The organism is Affinundibacterium amnicola, from assembly GCF_014284275.1.
GTDB lineage: Bacteria > Pseudomonadota > Gammaproteobacteria > Burkholderiales > Burkholderiaceae_D > Undibacterium > Undibacterium amnicola.
Genome location: NZ_JACOFU010000002.1, coordinates 766,144 through 783,104, shown reverse-complemented (window position 1 = coordinate 783,104; position 16,961 = coordinate 766,144). Strand labels below are relative to the sequence as shown.

The following is a 16,961-nucleotide window of genomic DNA, read 5'->3' as shown; positions in this document are numbered from 1 at the left end:
AAGTGTGATGATATGAATTGAAAAGTCAGCTGCGTTCTAAAGGCAAGGTAATTTCTATCCGGAAAACTTGCTCAGCGATCCGCCATTCCACGCGTGATTTGTCGCCATATAAGCTACGCAAGCGTGCTTGCAAATTCTTCAGACCGGTACCTGTTCCTTGCGCACTGCTTGGCTGCGTATCGACAGGATTGTCAATCGCCACAAATAGCCATGGGGCGCGCACTTTGCTACTGAGCTCAATTGTGCCGCCATCGACCAAATCGCGGATACCATGTTTGATGGCGTTCTCTAACAAGGGCTGCAATAGCATGGGCGGTAACAAGCAATTTTCGGAATCTGGATCAATACGCATTTGCACTTGTAGCTTCTTACCAAAGCGAATTTTTTCGATGGTCAGAAAATGATTGCACAGTGCGATCTCATCGCTAAGCGCGATTTTCTGTTGTTCAGAAAGCGCTAAAGTTTGTCGAAAAAATTGTGCTAACTCTATCGTCATATCGCGCGCACCTGCCGCGTCTATGGTGGTCAGTGCACTGATGGAATTTAAGCTATTGAATAGGAAATGTGGATTGATTTGCGTGCGTAAAACTTGTAATTCGGCATCGCGTGCTAACATTTCAGAAGCCGCTTCGCGCCGTTCTGCTTGGCGGATGTTATCAAGTGCAAGCAAGACGTCATAGACGAGAATCGATAGCAGATATAGCAGCGTGCCACAGATGAGTAAAAGGCTTGCCAGGTGTTGATTCATTTCAATACCAGCCCAACTTTCATCGAATAACAAAGTGATCTTATTCCAGAAAAAGCATAATATTCCCCAGATGATGCCGTAAATTAAAGCAGTACCGCCAAACACGCCGGCAACAACGAAGAAGCTACGTTTCTTCATCGGCAAAGATCGTGCGACATAGTAAGCTGATGCCGATATGCTGCCAAATACCAAGGTCGATGGAACCGCAAATAACAGCGCATTAGCCCACAGGCTGATGTTTGTCAAAACTAATAGTGCAGCCAGTAAACATCCTATCATTAACCAAATTGCGTAGGTCAGCGTGATATTACGCAGATTGGATAAGATAGGATTCATCTTGCTTAGATTTTTCTAGAAATGATCGTTGTATCGTCGTTAGCGACTAAATTAATACGCGTTAGTTTTTTATCTCAACGCCACCCATCACGGCGGTGCCAGTGATGATCAAACGTTTGTTCGCATTCATTGATGGAACACTAGAATCATCGATTCCACCCAAGAACGCAAAACCATTATTCACTACCGTCCAGTCACTAGGGATTTTGAGTGTAATACCACCCCAAAATGCCGTCACATTGAGGACTGCCTCAGTTTGGATCACCGCATTGCGCAGGTCAAGTTCTGCGCCGCCCATGATCGCAGTAATCGCACCGCCACGGAAATCGCCAGAAGCGATATTGCCTTGATGACCGCTCATAATGGCGACGATATCTAAATGTGTATCGCTAGAAGTTGTCACGTTGTTCATGGTGCTGCTGTTGAGACCTCTAAAAATATCATTCGCTTTATCTTTAAAGATCACTACCAAACCTCCAGCGATCATGAATACTGGCCACCAATCACGCATGCGGAAATGGATGATGCCGATACGATTAAGTGTGATGATCGCACCTGCGGCAATCAATCCACCACCAATAATGTAACCAGAACGCGTATTTGCTTGCGATAACTTGATTGCGCCTGCAACGATAAATACGGTAGGCCAAAATTGAATCAGGTCGCGGGTATTAAAGATTTGTAAGTTATCGAGCAGAGCCAATGCGCCGAGGACGATAATGAACGCACCGAGGATCAGGCGTTGTTGTGGATTAACGTTTTTCATAAAGGTATCCTGTCTTTTGAATTGAATTCGATTTCAATGTTTATGTAGATTTATGTAGTGATTGCGTTGATTTATCGACGAATCACTTCAATTGTTTGGTTTGTCGGCAAAATATTTGATCACCATGCTAAGTCCTGCTGCGATGACAAACAGTGGCCAGCTGTTGCTAAACGTCAAACCGTACAGTTTTTGGGTGACGGCATATAACCAAGCAGCGATACCAATTTGCATCAAACCATTGAGCACTTCAGCAACACCTGTCGCCCGAACTACACATATCAATCCTGAAATGGCAATCAATGCTGGCCAGTATTGGAAGTAGTCACGGGCATTGATGTAATCTAAGCGGTCAAGTAAGAAGAAGCTACCTAGCAAAATCAGAATGATGCCGAAACTGAAGTTATCTTTGTTTTTGCGTGTTGTTATTGTGGTTTGATCTGACATGATATTTCCTTTCGATGTAGCAATGATCTTTAACGGATATTAATTGGATCTTTGGATTCAACCAGCTTTAGTTGATTGAGTGCGCATTGCGTTGCGCCACATCGATAAGATAAAACAGCCGTTGTGAGAAGTCATGCCGAATTCGGCGAACTGCAGGAATGGATCGGTGAATGGCGAAACAGACGGCGAATCACAGCTTTTGAACACAAATTCAATACGCATCGGCTATACATCAGCGATCACGACTGCTTAGCGATGATTTGTCGAAAGGTTAAATTAATACGTGCCTGACATGGAGACTTTTCTTTTGCAATCGCGTGCTGCCAATGGCTTTGTGTGTCACCCGACATTATCAGTAAACTGCCATTGCACAAGGCAATTTTATAGCGCAGTTCTTTACGAAATTTGTGCTTGAGGGCGAATTCCCTAGCGCCACCCAAACTCAAAGACGCGATGACTGGTTGTGGCCCTAATTCCGGTTCGTCATCGCTGTGCCAGCCCATGCTATCTTCCTGATCGCGGTAATAATTAAGTAGCACGCTATTAAACTGATGCCCAGTGTGTTGCTCAATCGCTTGTTTGATGTGGCGTAGTTCCTCGCTCCATTCCAAGGGCTTTAGGTGCAAGCCAGAGTATGTATATTCTGCTTCTGTGTCACCATACCAAGCACTTAAACGCGGTTGTAAACGCGGCAATCCAGCAATTCGGATCTGTTCTTGACGCCATGGCGTGGCGTTTTGCAGATGATCAGATAGTTGATTCGCTGCTGCACTGGCATAAAATTCAGGATAAAAATCTAAGGTGGCGTCTTCTAATGTAATACGTTCACCAGCTTGTTCGGTATCAAATAAGGACGTTTGCATGGATTATTTTTTGCCCAACAAACGATGCCGTTCATATTCGATATTGATAATCGTACGCTGGACTGCAATATCCATCGCCCGTGGCAAATCAACGAAGCTAAAACCGATTTGATATCGAAGCCCTTTGTGTTTGTCAATTTGGGTAATGTGTCTGACGATCACGGCGCAATGCAGATTTGATTTTGGTGAGAGTGTGATCCAGACACGATGTATGGTATCGCCAACTTTGAATTTTGGTTCGCCATCGATGGTTACGCCAAAGCCTCCTACGCTGAGATCATGTATTGGCCAATTCGCGATTAAGTCACCATCAGTATCACTTAATTTTGCGCGAAAAGGATTCGCAATCGGCAGTAAATTGCGATAACTTTCTCGACGTTGCAGACGAATAATACGATTGGGGATAGGAACCCAAAATGCATCTTGTTCGCCCCAAGTAAATCGCTGAGGCTCTAAGCCTGTGAACTGTACCCGAATACCATCGGGAAATGCCATAAACACGCATTGGGCAGCTTTTTCCAGCAATGCGTTTGATTTAGGATCTCCTCCTAAATCAAACACCAATCCATCTGGACGTGCCGATAAAATCAGGCTCAAAATAAAATGTTGACCGCTGTTGAAATAGACAGAAACAGGCTCACGTCGGTGTGCGAGTTCGTTTAAAACACTGAGGATTTCTACTTGACCAAGTAAAAAATATCTTTCCTCGATTTGTTCATTGCTGAGTGATGCCGCCATGAACTTCCTTTGCTATAACTAGATGTACGATTCAATTGCATGGTTTATTGATTGATCATCAATTCTCTAAGCAATTTATTGTAATAATTGGATAAAGTGTTCTGCGCTGCGGATGACCGCTTTCGATTCCATGCCAAACAGATTGCGGGTTTCCTGAACCACAAAATCATTGGTTCCTTTGACGCAGTACAAAACGCCTTCAAAATTGGTTCCCAAATAAGTAAATGGTGTTAATTTCGTTTTGACTGGAACATCACTAGCCAATAAATTGCGCAATTTTCTCTCTACATCGTACAGTGAACTCGCTTCAATTTTGACTATGCCACCTTTAGGATTGGGAAAACTGGTAGAAAAAATGGGATGTTGCCCCATCGGATTTTTCATCGCAATTTTTACCCCTAATTTTAAAAATTTGCTGATGGCGAAAAAATCGTCTTCGGTAAACATGAGGGATTCTCCTGTCCGCAATTGATTATTGCTAGTGAGGTTACCAGAAAGTTTCTTTTATCCCAATGAAATATCGGCTTTTTAAAGCAATTTCATTCGTACTTGTGGTGAATTTTTGTTTTTTCACAAAAAAACAAAGCTCTCTCGATAATTGCTCAGCTTATTGGACACCTTTACAGGCATTTGTTTTACCATGGCAACTTCAGAAAAACCTACACGAATGAACTATTCTACTTTTACCAATGAATCAACGCGAATCTGAATTTGAATTTATCAAAGGACTTAGTGCGGAGCTATCGTCTCGTAACTTGGTCTTTCCAACATCTTTAAAAGCAACGATGAAAATTCGTCATGCTTTGGATGATCCTGATATGGCCAGCGAACAGGTTGCCCGGATTATCAGCACTGAACCGGTATTGTCAGCCCAAGTTTTGATGTTGTCGAATTCGGCCATGTTTAATCGTAGTTCAAAAAAAATTGAAGAGTTAAGAATTGCCGTGACCTTGCTGGGGTTCAGTGTCGTGCGAAATATTGCCATTTCTGTCGGCATGAAGCAATTGAAAGATCAGCAGGAAAATACCTCTAAATCTGAGCAAATGGAAGGCTTGTGGACTCGCAGTATGCGGGTAGCAGCATTGTCTTACGTGATTGCCAGAAACCGCACCAAATTAAGTGCAGATAAAGCGATGGTAGCGGGGCTGCTGCATGATATTGGTAAGTTTTATATATTAAGTCGTGCGCATCAATACCAGGGCTTATTTACTTCGGACGAGGCTTTGTGGGATTTGATAGACCAATGGCATGCCGACATTGGCGCAGCGATTCTTGAAAGTTGGGAAGTTTCTGATGATATACGTGAAGCCGTGATGGATAGAAAACGCAACGATCTCCCTCCGCATAGTCGTCCAACATTGACAGATGTTGTTGCTGCGGCAGATTTTCTGGATGTGGGGTTCGTTAAACAATCTTTGAGTGAGGTTGATTGGAATGCCGTTCCAGTTGCATTGAAAAATCTTGATTTAAATGAAGAGTCAGCAGTAAGACTGATGACGGAAACACGCCAGGAAATTGCACAGATCTTAAAAGTAATCGCTTGATGGATACTTTCTTTGGCAAGAAATTCCGGGTCACGACTGAACTAAATGGTGATTGCTTGCTCTAAGTTCAGTTATTGCGGTGCTGTGTTTGAGCAAGATGCTTGGTAAATTCTGATGATTTGCCAATGGCAATTTCAACGAAAACTACATGGAGAAACGATGAAAAAATTATTAATGGCGTTGGCGATTACTGCGGCAGGTACGCAGCTTGTTTATGCAAGTGATGCGTTGAAAGCAGCTATTGCTGGCGAACAACGTACACCAGCAAATGTGACGCGTGATGCAGCTCGTCATCCTTACGAGACTTTACAGTTTTTTGGTGTGAGTCAAAAATCAGCAGTAGTTGAGCTGGCACCAGGTGGTGGATGGTACACAGAAATTCTTGCGCCGTATGTGCGTAAAGATGGTAAGTTGATTTTGGCAGGTGCGGGAGCAAGATTAAAGACGCGTTTAGATGCTAGTCCAGCGACTTACGATAAAGTTGTCTATGGTGAATTTGCGCCAGGCAAGAAAATCGATTATGCCCCGAAGAATAGCGTTGATGTGGTACTAACCTTCCGCAATGTTCATAACTGGATCAGTGCGAGCGATACAGCGGCAAAAGAGGTATTTCAAAGTGCCTTTGATGCCTTGAAGCCTGGCGGTGTTTTTGGTGTGGTTGAGCATCGTTTGCCTGTGAGTGCTACACAAGATGCAAAAGCTAGCAGTGGCTATGTACACGAAGCCTATGTCATTAAGTTGGCAGAAAGTGTTGGATTTAAATTGGCGGCAAAATCTGAAGTGAACGCGAATCCAAAAGATACCGCCAATCATCCAGGTGGCGTGTGGGCATTGCCGCCAGTGTTAAGCAATAAAGAAAATGATAAAGAGAAGTACATGGCGATTGGTGAGAGCGATCGTATGACGTTGAAATTTGTGAAGCCTTAAATTCTGCAATGAAATAGAAAGCCCAATGACCTTCGCGTTTTTGGGCTTTTTTTGTTTGCACCAGATCGATTTGTGATGGATACCTTCTATGCCTAAGCGTGTTCTGTTTTTTTCGCTGTTCGTGTTGATGCATAGTTTCCTTATGCCTTCAGTCTCGCAAGCACAAACCATGTATCGATGCGGCACTAGCTATCAGGATAAGCCTTGTGCAAATGGGCAGCAAGGTGTTGTCATCGGCACTGCGAAAATTGCGACGCAAACAGCGAGTGAGTCTAAGCCGATGGTTGATGCAGCCTGTAAGCGTCGTGGCGAAGAAGCGAAGAAAATCATTTGGATGCGCGAAGCGGGGGCGCAGAAAGATGATTTATTAGCGAAGTCAAATAGCGCTGCACAAAGTCAGTTGATTGCTGATATTTACGCGGTGCGCGGGAACGCTAGCGACATACGAGCGAATATCGAAAAAAACTGTATGGACGAAAAAGATGTGGGCAGGCGTTTGGGTATCGTGGCCGATGCCGATAATGTGCAAGCCTTACGTATGGCGCAACAGGTTCTGCAAGCGGCAGAAAAATCTGCAGTTCAAGCTGCAGCCAACAAGTCCGCGACCGCAAACAAAGAAATGGCCTTAGAAAAAAATTCTGAGCCAGCTGAAGTTGTGGCTGCGAAAAAACGTTTGCCATGCCCTAATCTGAAAAATCAATTAGAAATCGTGAAGGCGAATTTGCGTGCTGGAGCGGATGCGCAAACGATGCAGAGTTTGCAGCAACAAAAACGTGATTTGGAAAAAGAAGTGACGCAAATTTGTGCGCAATGAGAGCTTGCGCAGAGTTAAGCAATACGAGAAATGTGAGCGATGCAAGTATTTATTGCTTGATGTGAAATAGATTTGCTGCTTACTTAAAAATGATTAATGTTTCGTTTCTGAAAAACAGGAGCTTGTATGACTAAATATAGCTTGACCGTGAATGGCGCAGCAAAGTCGCTAGACGTCGTTCCGGATACCCCTTTGCTTTGGGCTTTGCGAGATTCTTTAGAGTTAAGCGGTACCAAATATGGTTGTGGTGTGGGTCAGTGTGGTGCTTGCATGGTACAGATTAATGGCGTACCAACGCGTTCTTGTATGACGCCGGTGTCCAGCGTTGGTCGTCAAAAAGTGACGACGATAGAAGGTCTTGATCCTAAAGCTTCGCATCCATTGCAGCAAGCCTGGCAAGAACTTGATGTGCCGCAATGCGGTTACTGCCAAGCCGGACAAATGATGAGTGCAGCCGCACTATTGAAAGATAATCCTAATCCTAGTGATGCAGACATCGATGCTGCGATGGGGGGTAATTTGTGTCGCTGTGCGACCTATTTGCGTATTCGTGCTGGCATTCATCGTGCTGCTGAAATTGCGCGTACTCAGAAAGGTAAAAAATGAAAACATCTGATTTGGAATTAGCAAATTCTTCCCGTCGTGATTTTTTACAACAGAGTGGTGCGGGAGCCGGTGCTTTGGTGTTGGGTAGTTTTTGGACTGCTGGTGCGAATGCAGAACAATCGGTGACTAAACCAGTTGATGGCGCTGCGTTTACGCCAAGTGCATTGATCAAGATTGCTGCCGATGGTAGCGTCACGTTAATTTCTAAGCAGCCAGAAATCGGGCAAGGGATTAAAACATCGCTGCCTATGGTCATCGCCGAAGAACTGGAAGTGAATTGGAAAGATGTGAAGATTGTGCAGGGCGATTTAAATCCTGCGTATGGTAATCAATTCGCTGGTGGTTCTTTATCGACGCCATTGAACTATGATGAATTCTTAAAACTCGGCGCATTAGCGCGCACGATGTTGATTGAAGCAGCGGCGCAAACTTGGAAAGTCGCAGCCGAAGAATGTTATGCAGAGAAGAGCAAAGTCATTCATAAAGCCAGCAAGCGTCAGGCAACTTATGCGAGTCTGGTCAGTAAAGCGGCGACTTTGCCTGTTCCTGATGTGAAGACAATTAAGTTAAAAGATCCTGCTAAGTATACGTTGATCGGTAGTCGTATCGGTGGTGTCGATAATGCAGCAATCGTCACTGGCAAACCTTTGTTTGGTATTGACGTTAAGTTACCCGGCATGTTGTACGCAGTGTATGAAAAATGTCCAGCATTTGGTGGCAAAGTGGTCAGTGCGAACTTGGAAGCCGTCAAGGCTTTGCCTGGTGTGCGCGACGCTTTCATTATCGAAGGTACAGATAACTTGAATGGCTTGATGCCTGGTGTGGCGATTATTGCGGAATCGACTTGGGCCAGTTTTAGCGCGCGTAAGCAATTAAAGGTCGTGTGGGATGAAGGTAAAGTCGTCAATGAAAGCTGGGATGATTTTAGTGCAAAAGCGGTGGCTGCATCGAAGCAAGCCGGCACCATTAATCTGCGCAAAGATGGTGATGTAAACGCGGCTTTAGCCAATGCTGCGAAGACAGTTGAAGCCAGTTATAGCTATCCGTTTATTTCTCACGCGAGTATTGAGCCGCAAAATTGTACTGCTTGGTACAAGCCAGAAGATGGTAGCTTAGAAATGTGGGTGCCAACTCAGAATCCAGCAGCAGGTCAAGCGATTGTTACCAATGTTTTGAAAATTCCCAAAGAAAAAATCACTTTGCACATGACCCGTAGTGGTGGTGGTTTTGGTCGTCGTTTAAGTGCCGATTATGTGATTGAAGCAGCGGCAATTGCGATGAAAGTTAAAGCACCAGTGAAGCTGACTTGGTCACGTGAAGATGATATGCGTCACGATCATTACCGCGCTGGTGGCTTCCATTTCTTGCGTGGTGGTGTTGATGCAAAAGGCAAGCTCAGTGCTTGGCATAATCACTTTGTCACCTTTGCTAATCGTGTGACGCGCGATGGTAAAAGTGTGCTGCAGCCTGGCAGTGGTGCTAGTTTGTCGGGTGATGAATTCCCGGGACGTTGGGTAGAAAATTGTTTATTAGAACAAACACCGATGGAAACAGGCGTACCGATGGGACCATGGCGTGCACCGGGTAGCAATGTGTTTGCTTGGGTCTTCCATAGTTTTATCGATGAATTGGCGCATGCGGCTAATCGAGATCCGCTTGAATTCCGTCTCGAGATACTTGGCGATAAAGATGTGATGCAAGGCACTGGTGAACGTGGGCAGCCCTACAATGTCACTCGGATGCGTAATGTGTTGAAGATGGTGGCTGAGAAATCAGGCTGGGGAAAACGTAAGTTCCCGCGCGGTCAAGGTCAGGGCATTGCCTTCCATTTTAGTCATCGTGGTTATATTGCCGAAGTCGCCGAGGTTACCGTGTCCAAAGATGGTCAATTAAAAGTTGATCGTGTCGTGGTAGTCACTGATATCGGTTCGCAAATCGTGAATATGAGTGGTGCAGAAAATCAGGTGCAAGGTTCCGTGATTGATGGTATCAGCACCTTAATGTTCCCTGAACTCGATATACAACGTGGTCGCATTGTGCAGGGCAATTTTGGTGAATATGGTTTGCTGCGTATGCCAGATTCACCAACGAAGATCGATGTACATTTCTTGAAGAGTAATTTCCCTGTTACTGGACTTGGAGAGCCGGCTTTTCCACCATTGGCGCCAGCGGTGTGTAATGCTATTTTTGCTGCAACTGGTAAGCGAGTACGTCAGTTGCCATTGTCTCGTAATGATTTGCGCTGGTCATAAAGTTTGAATTGTATAAATGAAAAATCCGACATGTTTTCATGTCGGATTTTTTATTTTTAAGAATGCTTTGCTGATTCGGCTTAGGCTTCTTAAGGTTTTTATTGACGCACGCGTTTCTTTGCACCAGTTGCTTTGCTGCTCTTCGCTTTAAATTCAGGTTGACCTGCTGCACCGGCAAAGCCTGATTTGACTGCTGGTTTGGAAGGTAATCCGACTACGGCTGATTTTTTGACTGGTGTGGTGACGACCTCTGCCTGCACGGCTGAAGTTGTTTCTGATGTTTTTGGTTTCACTTTTCTAACCTTTGGTGTTGGGATATCAATTGCAGCTAGATTGTTATTATCCTTGACATCAACTCTTACGGTTTTTGTTTTAGGAGTTAGATCTGTGGCCTTGATTTCCACAGTTGCTGCGTTAATTTTGTTTTTTGTCTTGCTTGTTACGACTGCTTTTTTTACCGGGTTGATATCTTTCATGATTTTGCTATCAGCTTGAGGTAAGGGCGCTTTATTTTCTGCTGGGGAGACCGCTACAATAGTTTCCACCATCATAGGTGAAATTGTTTGACCTAAGGCAAATATTTTTTGCTGAATTTGTTGACCTAAGTTGACCAGTTCTTGCAAATACAGCTGGCTTTGCCCCGCTACCACGTGCGTTTGTGCAGAAAATCGTAAGAAAAATTCTTGTGGATTTTTAAGTTGGCTTAGATCGACGAAAAATTCGCTCCAACTTTCGCATGTGGTCTGTAGCGCTTGCGCTTGCAATTCATGTGCACGATCAAACTCTTCGCTCAAGGATTGCGTCAGATTATTGTATGCCGCCAATTGCTGTTCAAGTTCTGGCATCGGGTTTGCCGTCAGTTGGTTTGATACGAAAATCATATTTCCTCCTTGGTGATGGATTGAGCTTAGAAAGTCGTTTGAGTTTGATACTGCATGCTTAAGTTAAAATATGCGGCATCGCAACATCGCCAATTGTAGTGGCTCAATTGGCAAATAGCGAGTCTTGTTTGGATATTTATGTTGCCATGCGGAAGGCGCAACTCTTCTCCTAAGAAGTGCTTTCATATGAATACAGAAATTATCTGCTTAAGATAAGCTGCGTTCAATCCAATATTCCCACTGATGCAGCATGAGTATTTGATTGAACGCAAGCTTCGTGAAGATGCTTGCTATTCCAGCGTAAAATGCCCGACATTGCGTAAAACACGATAATGGATAAAACGATGTTGGAAAAAATTCAAGACTTGCAGCAATTACGAGATCGTTTGCGTCTCTTTACTGCAGAACGTGAGTGGCAACAGTTTCATACACCTAAAAATTTGGCGAGTGCATTGGCAGTGGAAGCAGCGGAACTTTTGGAGCCGTTTCAGTGGTTGAAGTCAGGTGAATCTGAGGAGTTAAGTGCCGAGATGCAAACTGCGATTCGGCATGAAATGGCTGATGTGTTGAATTATCTGGTCATGCTGGCAGATCGGCTGCAAGTCGATTTAATTGCTGCTGCCGACGAGAAAATACAATTGAATGCGCAGAAGTATCCGATTCAAAGTGCTCGTGGCTCTGCGCAAAAATATACTGAATTTCACCTACAGCAAGAAAGTACCTCATGATGCAAGTACACATGATCAATCGACAAAGTTTGGATGACTTGTCGGCGCAAGCAAAGCAAAGTCCGCGTTTACGAAAAAATCATAATTTTCATGCGAGCAACGAATCTGCATGTCATCGTTTGTTAAATGCGCTAGAGCCGGGCACATATGTACAACCACATTGTCATTTGGCACAGGAGAAGGATGAAATGCTGGTTGTGATTGCTGGTCGCATTGGTGTTTTGCTGTTCGATGCGAATGGTGTCGTTGTGCAGCGTTTTGTGTTAGCACCAATGAGCGAGAATATCGGCATTCACATTCCTATCGGTACTTTCCATAGCATGGTGGCGTTGTCGCCAGGATCGATTTTCTTTGAAGCGAAAGCAGGCCCTTATGTCGCGATCAGTGCGCAAGAACGTGCTGCGTGGGCACCCGCTGAGACGGATTCTGCAGCTGCCGACTTTTTGCAGTACATGCTAAAACATTTTGACGGCTGTGCTGATTGAGGTAATTGATTAGGCGGGTTTGGTTCTGGCAATAAAGTCTTGATGTGGATATTCATCAACTGAAATCGCAAAACCTTTGCCAGTTAGCCATTCACAGGCTTGCGCAAGTTCAAAGAAGTAGGCGACTTTATCTTCACCAAACTCACCAGTTTGCGTTTGGTAGATTTTCTTTTTGAGTTTATTTGGCATGACAATCGCTAATGCTTGGCATTGGTGTGCAAAAGCCCAGTCGCGCATGGCAGAGATACGTTGCAAGCTACCAGCACTCGACATTTCCCAATTTTCTGCATTCGTCAAGCCAGCCCAAGGAGCTGTAATCGGTGCTTTCTCTTGAAATTCTTTGAATGCCGCCAGTGTTCCTTCTTCATTAAACACACCCGCAGTGCTGCGGACAATAATTTGCCGAATGACGCTGATTTCCCATTCGCCATGAATTTTATGCATAGCTTATAGGCTCGTTTGAGGTAGCAATGGGAAGCGTCCTGCCTGTTGAATTTCTGATTCCGTCCATTTACGCAAAATAAACTCAATTCCCGCTTCTGCGACCGGCGTTAGCGTTTGATCAAAACGTCCAAGTTGATAACGATAACTTGCATCAAGTAACTCTAGCTTGAGGATTTGTGCAAAGTCTGAAAATTTTGCAAGGAAGTCGAGCAAATTAATGGATTTTGGTGACCAGCTTTTCTGCTTGTGTAAGGTAAATGTCCATTTGTGATCAGTATTGAATGTCGATGGAAACTTCCCTTGTTCATATAAATCCTCGTCTGGGATTGTGATAATCATGTGGCCGCCGGGTTTCAATACTCGTAACCAGTTTTGCATCGCAATTTCTGGGTTACGCATATGTTCTAGGCAGTGACTGGAATGAACAAAGTTGACACTTTCATCGGTGATGCTTGCCAGATATTGTGCATCGCCATCTGGCATATCCCAATTTTTGACCTGCTGCATCAAAGGGAATTGTTCTGCGTATTGGCTAACTGGATCCGGACCACATCCAATGTCGATACCATTGCCAACGAAGTAGCGGGTGACGAATCGACTATCGTGTAGACGGCGAGTGAGGGCTTTACTGGCTTCGTGCATAAATCAACCTGAAGAATTTGATGAGATGAAGGCGCATGTTTAGCAATCTAAAATCTTACTGATAAATATTACACGATCACTTGTGGCGGACTGCATGTTCTATGTGGATTTTAGTGCGGCTTGTTTCATTTTTACGATAGTGAAGGGAGAAAGATGTTGGGCGACCAAGAACTTGTTCTTTTGGTTCAAAACTGTCTTTTTTATATAAAGGTATCGTATTTCAGTACCGTCTAGTTTATTCGGAGCGACCTGCTAAAACCAATTAGGGCTTCTTTGACGCTATCACTAGACTCGCTTCCATGTTGTGCACAGCGATAAATTTCAGTGCATACATTGAAGCAGTTGGTTTTGATTACTTTTAATAGAGGTTGATATGTTAAATAAAAATTTGTTTGTATCCCTGTTGTTGCTTGCTGGTTTAGGTATCGGTGCTTCCGCTTCTGCACAAGTTTATGTGGGCGGTACAGTGGGGCAATCAAAATGGAACGTCGATTGCAACCAGTCTGGTGTGAGCTGCGATAAGACAACGAATTCATACAAAATTATCGGTGGTTACAACATCGATAAAAACTTTGCGGTAGAAGCAAGTTACTTTTCATTGGGCAAAGTAAAAGCGAATGCTGCTATTGGTGCGGTTAACGCATCTGCTGAAGCTAAAGGCACGGGCTTTGAATTGGCTGGTGTGCTTAAGCATGACTTTACTGAAGAATTCGGTGGTTTCGCTAAGTTAGGTGTTGCACGCGTTTCTGTTGATACCAAAGCGAATGTGCCTTCTGCATTTTCATTTTCTCAAGACACAACATCGACACAGCCTGTCGTTGGACTGGGTTTAACTTACAAGGTCAGTAAAGAAATCGCTTTGCGTGGTGAATTTGATTCACGTCGTGTGAAGATTGGTGATGAGAAAAACACTGTTAATAATTTCTCAGTGGGTGTGCAATACACGTTCTAAGTTGATTCGCTAATCTGGTTTAATTGAACTGCATTAGCTTGTATGAAGTCGTACTAAGTTGTACTAAATAGATCTTACCGGTTGAACGCACGCTCAAATTAACTTGAGCGTGCGTTTTTTTCGCTTATAAATATAAATTGGAATTTTGCTTAATCGATACGCGCAAAATCTCGCTGTAACCATGCCATTGCTGAAGCTTGATTGAGCTTAAAGTCAGGTCGTACTTTGACTTTAGCCATCTGCTCGCCATCAGCATTAAATGCACTCAGATAAGCGATTGGATCATCTTCATCAGGAATGATTTGCAAACAAATTTTGTAATCAGCATCTTCACCACTTAGCATCAAACTTTTGTTCAGGCTGGCATGTAATTGTTGCTCGTGGCGACGAACAAATTCACTTGCGGTTTTGACTAAAGTATTGAATGCGTTGTGATCCAGTGGCTTAGGATTTTTCTTGTCACGCCCCATCGTCCACGGACCGATCAGCGCGGCCTCTGCTTCGCCATCTTTGTACATAGCTACCGCCCAGCCATCATCATCGTCATTTTTGATCACCCGCGCGGTCCAGCCTTTTGCTTGCCAAACACGCGCTTCTTGAATCAGGGTATCTTCGTCAGTTGGTGTTAATTCAGACATGCGATTTCTTTTTACTTATTCGATGTTGTACTAAACACTTTGACGATACTGACACCTTCACTGCCTGTGTTGCAAGTGTAGGCACCGTCTTTCAATTGAATAAATTGTTCTGCATCTAAATCAAGTGTCTGACCATTAATCGTAAGCGCGCAACTACCAGTTAAAACATACAAGCGGAAACTATGGGACGCCTTGATGGTGATACTTTGATTTGCTTCATAGGTATTGCTGTAGAACTTGAAGTTTTCTGTGGGACGGTGCTGCTGGCGTACGCCGACTTCTGAAATGGCGCTGTCTGCGATAGTTGACCAGGATTGAACTTGTGACATGGGATTCCTTGAAAATAAGATAGATGCCGCACAGCTTAGCGCTGATATGCGGGCGAATTCTGAGAGCTGGGATGTGATAAGAACAACGAAGTGCTTAGAAGTCTGCGCGACAGAAGAGTTGACAGTATACGTGAAATCAGCGACTTCTTTATGCGTCTGCTGAAAGAGTTAGCTGAAACTACAAATCGCTTACCCGCACCGGCCTTGGGTAAGCGATGGATTGCTTGAAGAATTACGCAGCGAACCAGCTAGCCACCATGCTTGCTTCGACAGGTTTGGCTTCCTTGTGTAGAAATTCATTGGTCGCGCAATCATAACGATAAGCTGTCGCCCATTCTTGATGATGTTCGGCCAATTGTTGAATGCTGGCGCAAACATAAGCAATTTCTGCATTGGTCGTCGTTGGATGTATTGACATGCGTATCCAACCTGGTTTGCTGGTCAAGTCACCAGAGCTGATCTGGTCTGTCAGTTTGTGCGAAGTCTCTTGATCAACATTGAGTAAGTAATGTCCGTAGGTGCCTGCACAACTACAACCACCGCGGGTTTGGATACCGAAACGATCATTGAGTAATTTCACACCGAGATTGAAATGCAAGTCTTGAATGAAAAAGGAAATGACACCGAGGCGATTTTGATGCTGTGGCGCGAGTATGGCTAAATTAGGAATTTGACTAAGTTCGGCGAATACATAATCAGTAATTTCTTTTTCGCGCGCTAAGATATTCGTGATGCCCATTTGTTCTTTTAGCTGTATCGCTAAAGCTGTTTTGATAACCTGTAAAAAGCCCGGCGTGCCTCCATCTTCACGGCTTTCAATATTGTCGATGTATTGATGCTCACCCCAAGGATTAGTCCATGTCACCGTGCCACCACCTGGGCAATCTGGCACCATATTTCTATACAGTTTTTTATTAAAGACCAACACTCCTGACGTGCCAGGACCGCCTAAGAATTTATGCGGGGAGAAAAAGATCGCATCCAAATAAGATTCAGGATCGGCCGGATGCATATTGATTTCAACATAAGGGCCAGAGCAAGCAAAATCAACAAAGCACAGGCCATTATTTTGATGCATTAATTTGGCGACTTCGTAATACGGGGTTTTAATTCCCGTCACGTTAGAGCACGAGGTAATCGAAGCGATTTTCATCGGGCGATCTTGATACTTGAGCAGTAAGGTCTTCAAGTTATCAATGCAAAACAAACCTTGTTCATCCGCAGGAATGACTTCAACATCGGCAATGGTTTCTAACCATGAGGTTTGGTTGGAATGATGTTCCATGTGTGAGATAAAAACGACCGGACGTTTGTCTTTCGGTAGGGAAAAATAATCTTTCAAGGATTCCGGTACTTTAAGACCCAAGATACGTTGAAACTTATTCACCACGCCCGTCATGCCGGTACCGTCATTAATCAAGACATCATTGTCGTCGGCATTCACATGCTTTTTGATAATGTGTTTGGCCTCGTGATAGGCCAGCGTCATGGCGGTGCCAGAGATCGTGGTTTCGGTATGCGTATTGGCGACAAATGGGCCAAACACGTTCATCAACTTTTCTTCGATAGGGCGGTATAAGCGCCCGCTGGCTGTCCAATCGGTATAAATAATATCTTTGTTGCCATAAGGCGACTCAAATTGCTGATCGATGCCAATGATTTGCTCTCTGAATGGTGCGAAGTGTTTTTCAAGTGTACTTGGTGTACTTGATGTACCAATTGGTGTCGAAGACGAGGAGGTTGCTGCGTTATCCATTGCGATGTTTCTCTTGATGAAGAAGCGATGTAGAAAACCACGATGTTAACATAAGCTTATGCCGACAG

At 44.2% G+C, this 16,961-nt stretch carries 20 protein-coding genes; 8 read left to right on the top strand and 12 right to left on the bottom strand.

Annotation, left to right across the window (positions count from 1 at the left end):
• Positions 1 to 25: 25 nt before the first annotated feature.
• From H8K33_RS07640 to H8K33_RS07615, 6 genes are all read right to left on the bottom strand, one after another.
• Positions 26 to 1,084, bottom strand: coding sequence for a sensor histidine kinase (locus H8K33_RS07640; RefSeq protein WP_186890379.1), 1,059 nt, complete (start codon positions 1,082 to 1,084; stop codon positions 26 to 28).
• Positions 1,085 to 1,145: 61 nt separating this feature from the next.
• Complete coding sequence (locus H8K33_RS07635; RefSeq protein WP_186890378.1) at positions 1,146 to 1,850, bottom strand: LiaI-LiaF-like domain-containing protein; 705 nt, start codon at positions 1,848 to 1,850, stop codon at positions 1,146 to 1,148.
• Positions 1,851 to 1,937: 87 nt separating this feature from the next.
• On the bottom strand, positions 1,938 to 2,294 hold the full coding sequence (locus H8K33_RS07630; protein ID WP_186890377.1) for a LiaI-LiaF-like domain-containing protein: 357 nt from the start codon (positions 2,292 to 2,294) through the stop codon (positions 1,938 to 1,940).
• A gap of 239 nt (positions 2,295 to 2,533) precedes the next feature.
• On the bottom strand, positions 2,534 to 3,157 hold the full coding sequence (locus H8K33_RS07625; protein ID WP_186890376.1) for an alpha-ketoglutarate-dependent dioxygenase AlkB family protein: 624 nt from the start codon (positions 3,155 to 3,157) through the stop codon (positions 2,534 to 2,536).
• A gap of 3 nt (positions 3,158 to 3,160) precedes the next feature.
• The gene (locus H8K33_RS07620) at positions 3,161 to 3,895 is read right to left on the bottom strand and encodes a flagellar brake protein (RefSeq protein WP_186890375.1); all 735 of its coding nucleotides are present in this window, start codon (positions 3,893 to 3,895) and stop codon (positions 3,161 to 3,163) included.
• Positions 3,896 to 3,970: 75 nt separating this feature from the next.
• Positions 3,971 to 4,342, bottom strand: a complete 372-nt coding sequence (locus tag H8K33_RS07615; protein ID WP_186890374.1) for a hypothetical protein — start codon at positions 4,340 to 4,342, stop codon at positions 3,971 to 3,973.
• A gap of 242 nt (positions 4,343 to 4,584) precedes the next feature.
• Between H8K33_RS07615 and H8K33_RS07610 the strand changes: the two genes are divergently transcribed.
• The 5 genes from H8K33_RS07610 to H8K33_RS07590 all read left to right on the top strand — a co-directional run bounded on the left by H8K33_RS07610 (position 4,585) and on the right by H8K33_RS07590 (position 10,038).
• Positions 4,585 to 5,439, top strand: a complete 855-nt coding sequence (locus H8K33_RS07610) for an HDOD domain-containing protein (protein WP_186890373.1) — start codon at positions 4,585 to 4,587, stop codon at positions 5,437 to 5,439.
• A 159-nt stretch (positions 5,440 to 5,598) separates the two neighbouring features.
• On the top strand, positions 5,599 to 6,366 hold the full coding sequence (locus H8K33_RS07605; RefSeq protein WP_186890372.1) for a class I SAM-dependent methyltransferase: 768 nt from the start codon (positions 5,599 to 5,601) through the stop codon (positions 6,364 to 6,366).
• Between the two features lie 88 nt (positions 6,367 to 6,454).
• Entirely contained in the window at positions 6,455 to 7,180 is a 726-nt protein-coding gene (locus H8K33_RS07600) for a DUF4124 domain-containing protein (RefSeq protein WP_186890371.1), read from the top strand.
• Positions 7,181 to 7,306: 126 nt separating this feature from the next.
• The gene (locus tag H8K33_RS07595; RefSeq protein ID WP_186890370.1) at positions 7,307 to 7,786 is read left to right on the top strand and encodes a (2Fe-2S)-binding protein; all 480 of its coding nucleotides are present in this window, start codon (positions 7,307 to 7,309) and stop codon (positions 7,784 to 7,786) included.
• Entirely contained in the window at positions 7,783 to 10,038 is a 2,256-nt protein-coding gene (locus H8K33_RS07590) for a molybdopterin cofactor-binding domain-containing protein (RefSeq protein WP_186890369.1), read from the top strand. Before H8K33_RS07595 ends, H8K33_RS07590 begins: the two co-directional genes overlap by 4 nt.
• A 98-nt stretch (positions 10,039 to 10,136) precedes the next feature.
• Here the strand turns inward: H8K33_RS07590 and H8K33_RS07585 are convergent, their stop codons facing one another.
• The gene (locus H8K33_RS07585; protein ID WP_186890368.1) at positions 10,137 to 10,919 is read right to left on the bottom strand and encodes a phasin family protein; all 783 of its coding nucleotides are present in this window, start codon (positions 10,917 to 10,919) and stop codon (positions 10,137 to 10,139) included.
• A 344-nt stretch (positions 10,920 to 11,263) separates the two neighbouring features.
• Between H8K33_RS07585 and H8K33_RS07580 the strand changes: the two genes are divergently transcribed.
• Both H8K33_RS07580 and H8K33_RS07575 read left to right on the top strand, forming a co-directional pair.
• Positions 11,264 to 11,647, top strand: coding sequence for a nucleotide pyrophosphohydrolase (locus H8K33_RS07580; RefSeq protein WP_246443393.1), 384 nt, complete (start codon positions 11,264 to 11,266; stop codon positions 11,645 to 11,647).
• Positions 11,644 to 12,132, top strand: a complete 489-nt coding sequence (locus H8K33_RS07575; RefSeq protein WP_222613329.1) for a WbuC family cupin fold metalloprotein — start codon at positions 11,644 to 11,646, stop codon at positions 12,130 to 12,132. Before H8K33_RS07580 ends, H8K33_RS07575 begins: the two co-directional genes overlap by 4 nt.
• A gap of 9 nt (positions 12,133 to 12,141) precedes the next feature.
• On the opposite strand, the gene H8K33_RS07570 is transcribed toward H8K33_RS07575, so the two are convergent.
• Both H8K33_RS07570 and H8K33_RS07565 read right to left on the bottom strand, forming a co-directional pair.
• Positions 12,142 to 12,576 (bottom strand): hypothetical protein, encoded by a 435-nt coding sequence (locus H8K33_RS07570; protein WP_186890366.1) that lies wholly within the window; start codon positions 12,574 to 12,576, stop codon positions 12,142 to 12,144.
• A gap of 3 nt (positions 12,577 to 12,579) precedes the next feature.
• The gene (locus H8K33_RS07565) at positions 12,580 to 13,218 is read right to left on the bottom strand and encodes a class I SAM-dependent methyltransferase (protein ID WP_186890365.1); all 639 of its coding nucleotides are present in this window, start codon (positions 13,216 to 13,218) and stop codon (positions 12,580 to 12,582) included.
• A gap of 373 nt (positions 13,219 to 13,591) precedes the next feature.
• On the opposite strand from H8K33_RS07565, the gene H8K33_RS07560 reads away from it, so the two are divergent.
• On the top strand, positions 13,592 to 14,170 hold the full coding sequence (locus H8K33_RS07560) for an outer membrane beta-barrel protein (protein WP_186890364.1): 579 nt from the start codon (positions 13,592 to 13,594) through the stop codon (positions 14,168 to 14,170).
• 149 nt (positions 14,171 to 14,319) lie between these two features.
• Here the strand turns inward: H8K33_RS07560 and H8K33_RS07555 are convergent, their stop codons facing one another.
• From H8K33_RS07555 to H8K33_RS07545, 3 genes are all read right to left on the bottom strand, one after another.
• Positions 14,320 to 14,808 carry a hypothetical protein gene (locus tag H8K33_RS07555; protein ID WP_186890363.1) on the bottom strand — a complete coding sequence of 163 codons (489 nt, stop codon included), beginning with the start codon at positions 14,806 to 14,808 and terminating at the stop codon, positions 14,320 to 14,322.
• A gap of 11 nt (positions 14,809 to 14,819) precedes the next feature.
• A complete protein-coding gene (locus H8K33_RS07550) occupies positions 14,820 to 15,137 on the bottom strand; it encodes a hypothetical protein (protein ID WP_186890362.1) in 318 nt (105 codons plus the stop codon).
• 232 nt (positions 15,138 to 15,369) lie between these two features.
• Entirely contained in the window at positions 15,370 to 16,893 is a 1,524-nt protein-coding gene (locus H8K33_RS07545) for an aminotransferase class V-fold PLP-dependent enzyme (protein WP_186890361.1), read from the bottom strand.
• Between the last annotated feature and the right edge of the window lie 68 nt (positions 16,894 to 16,961).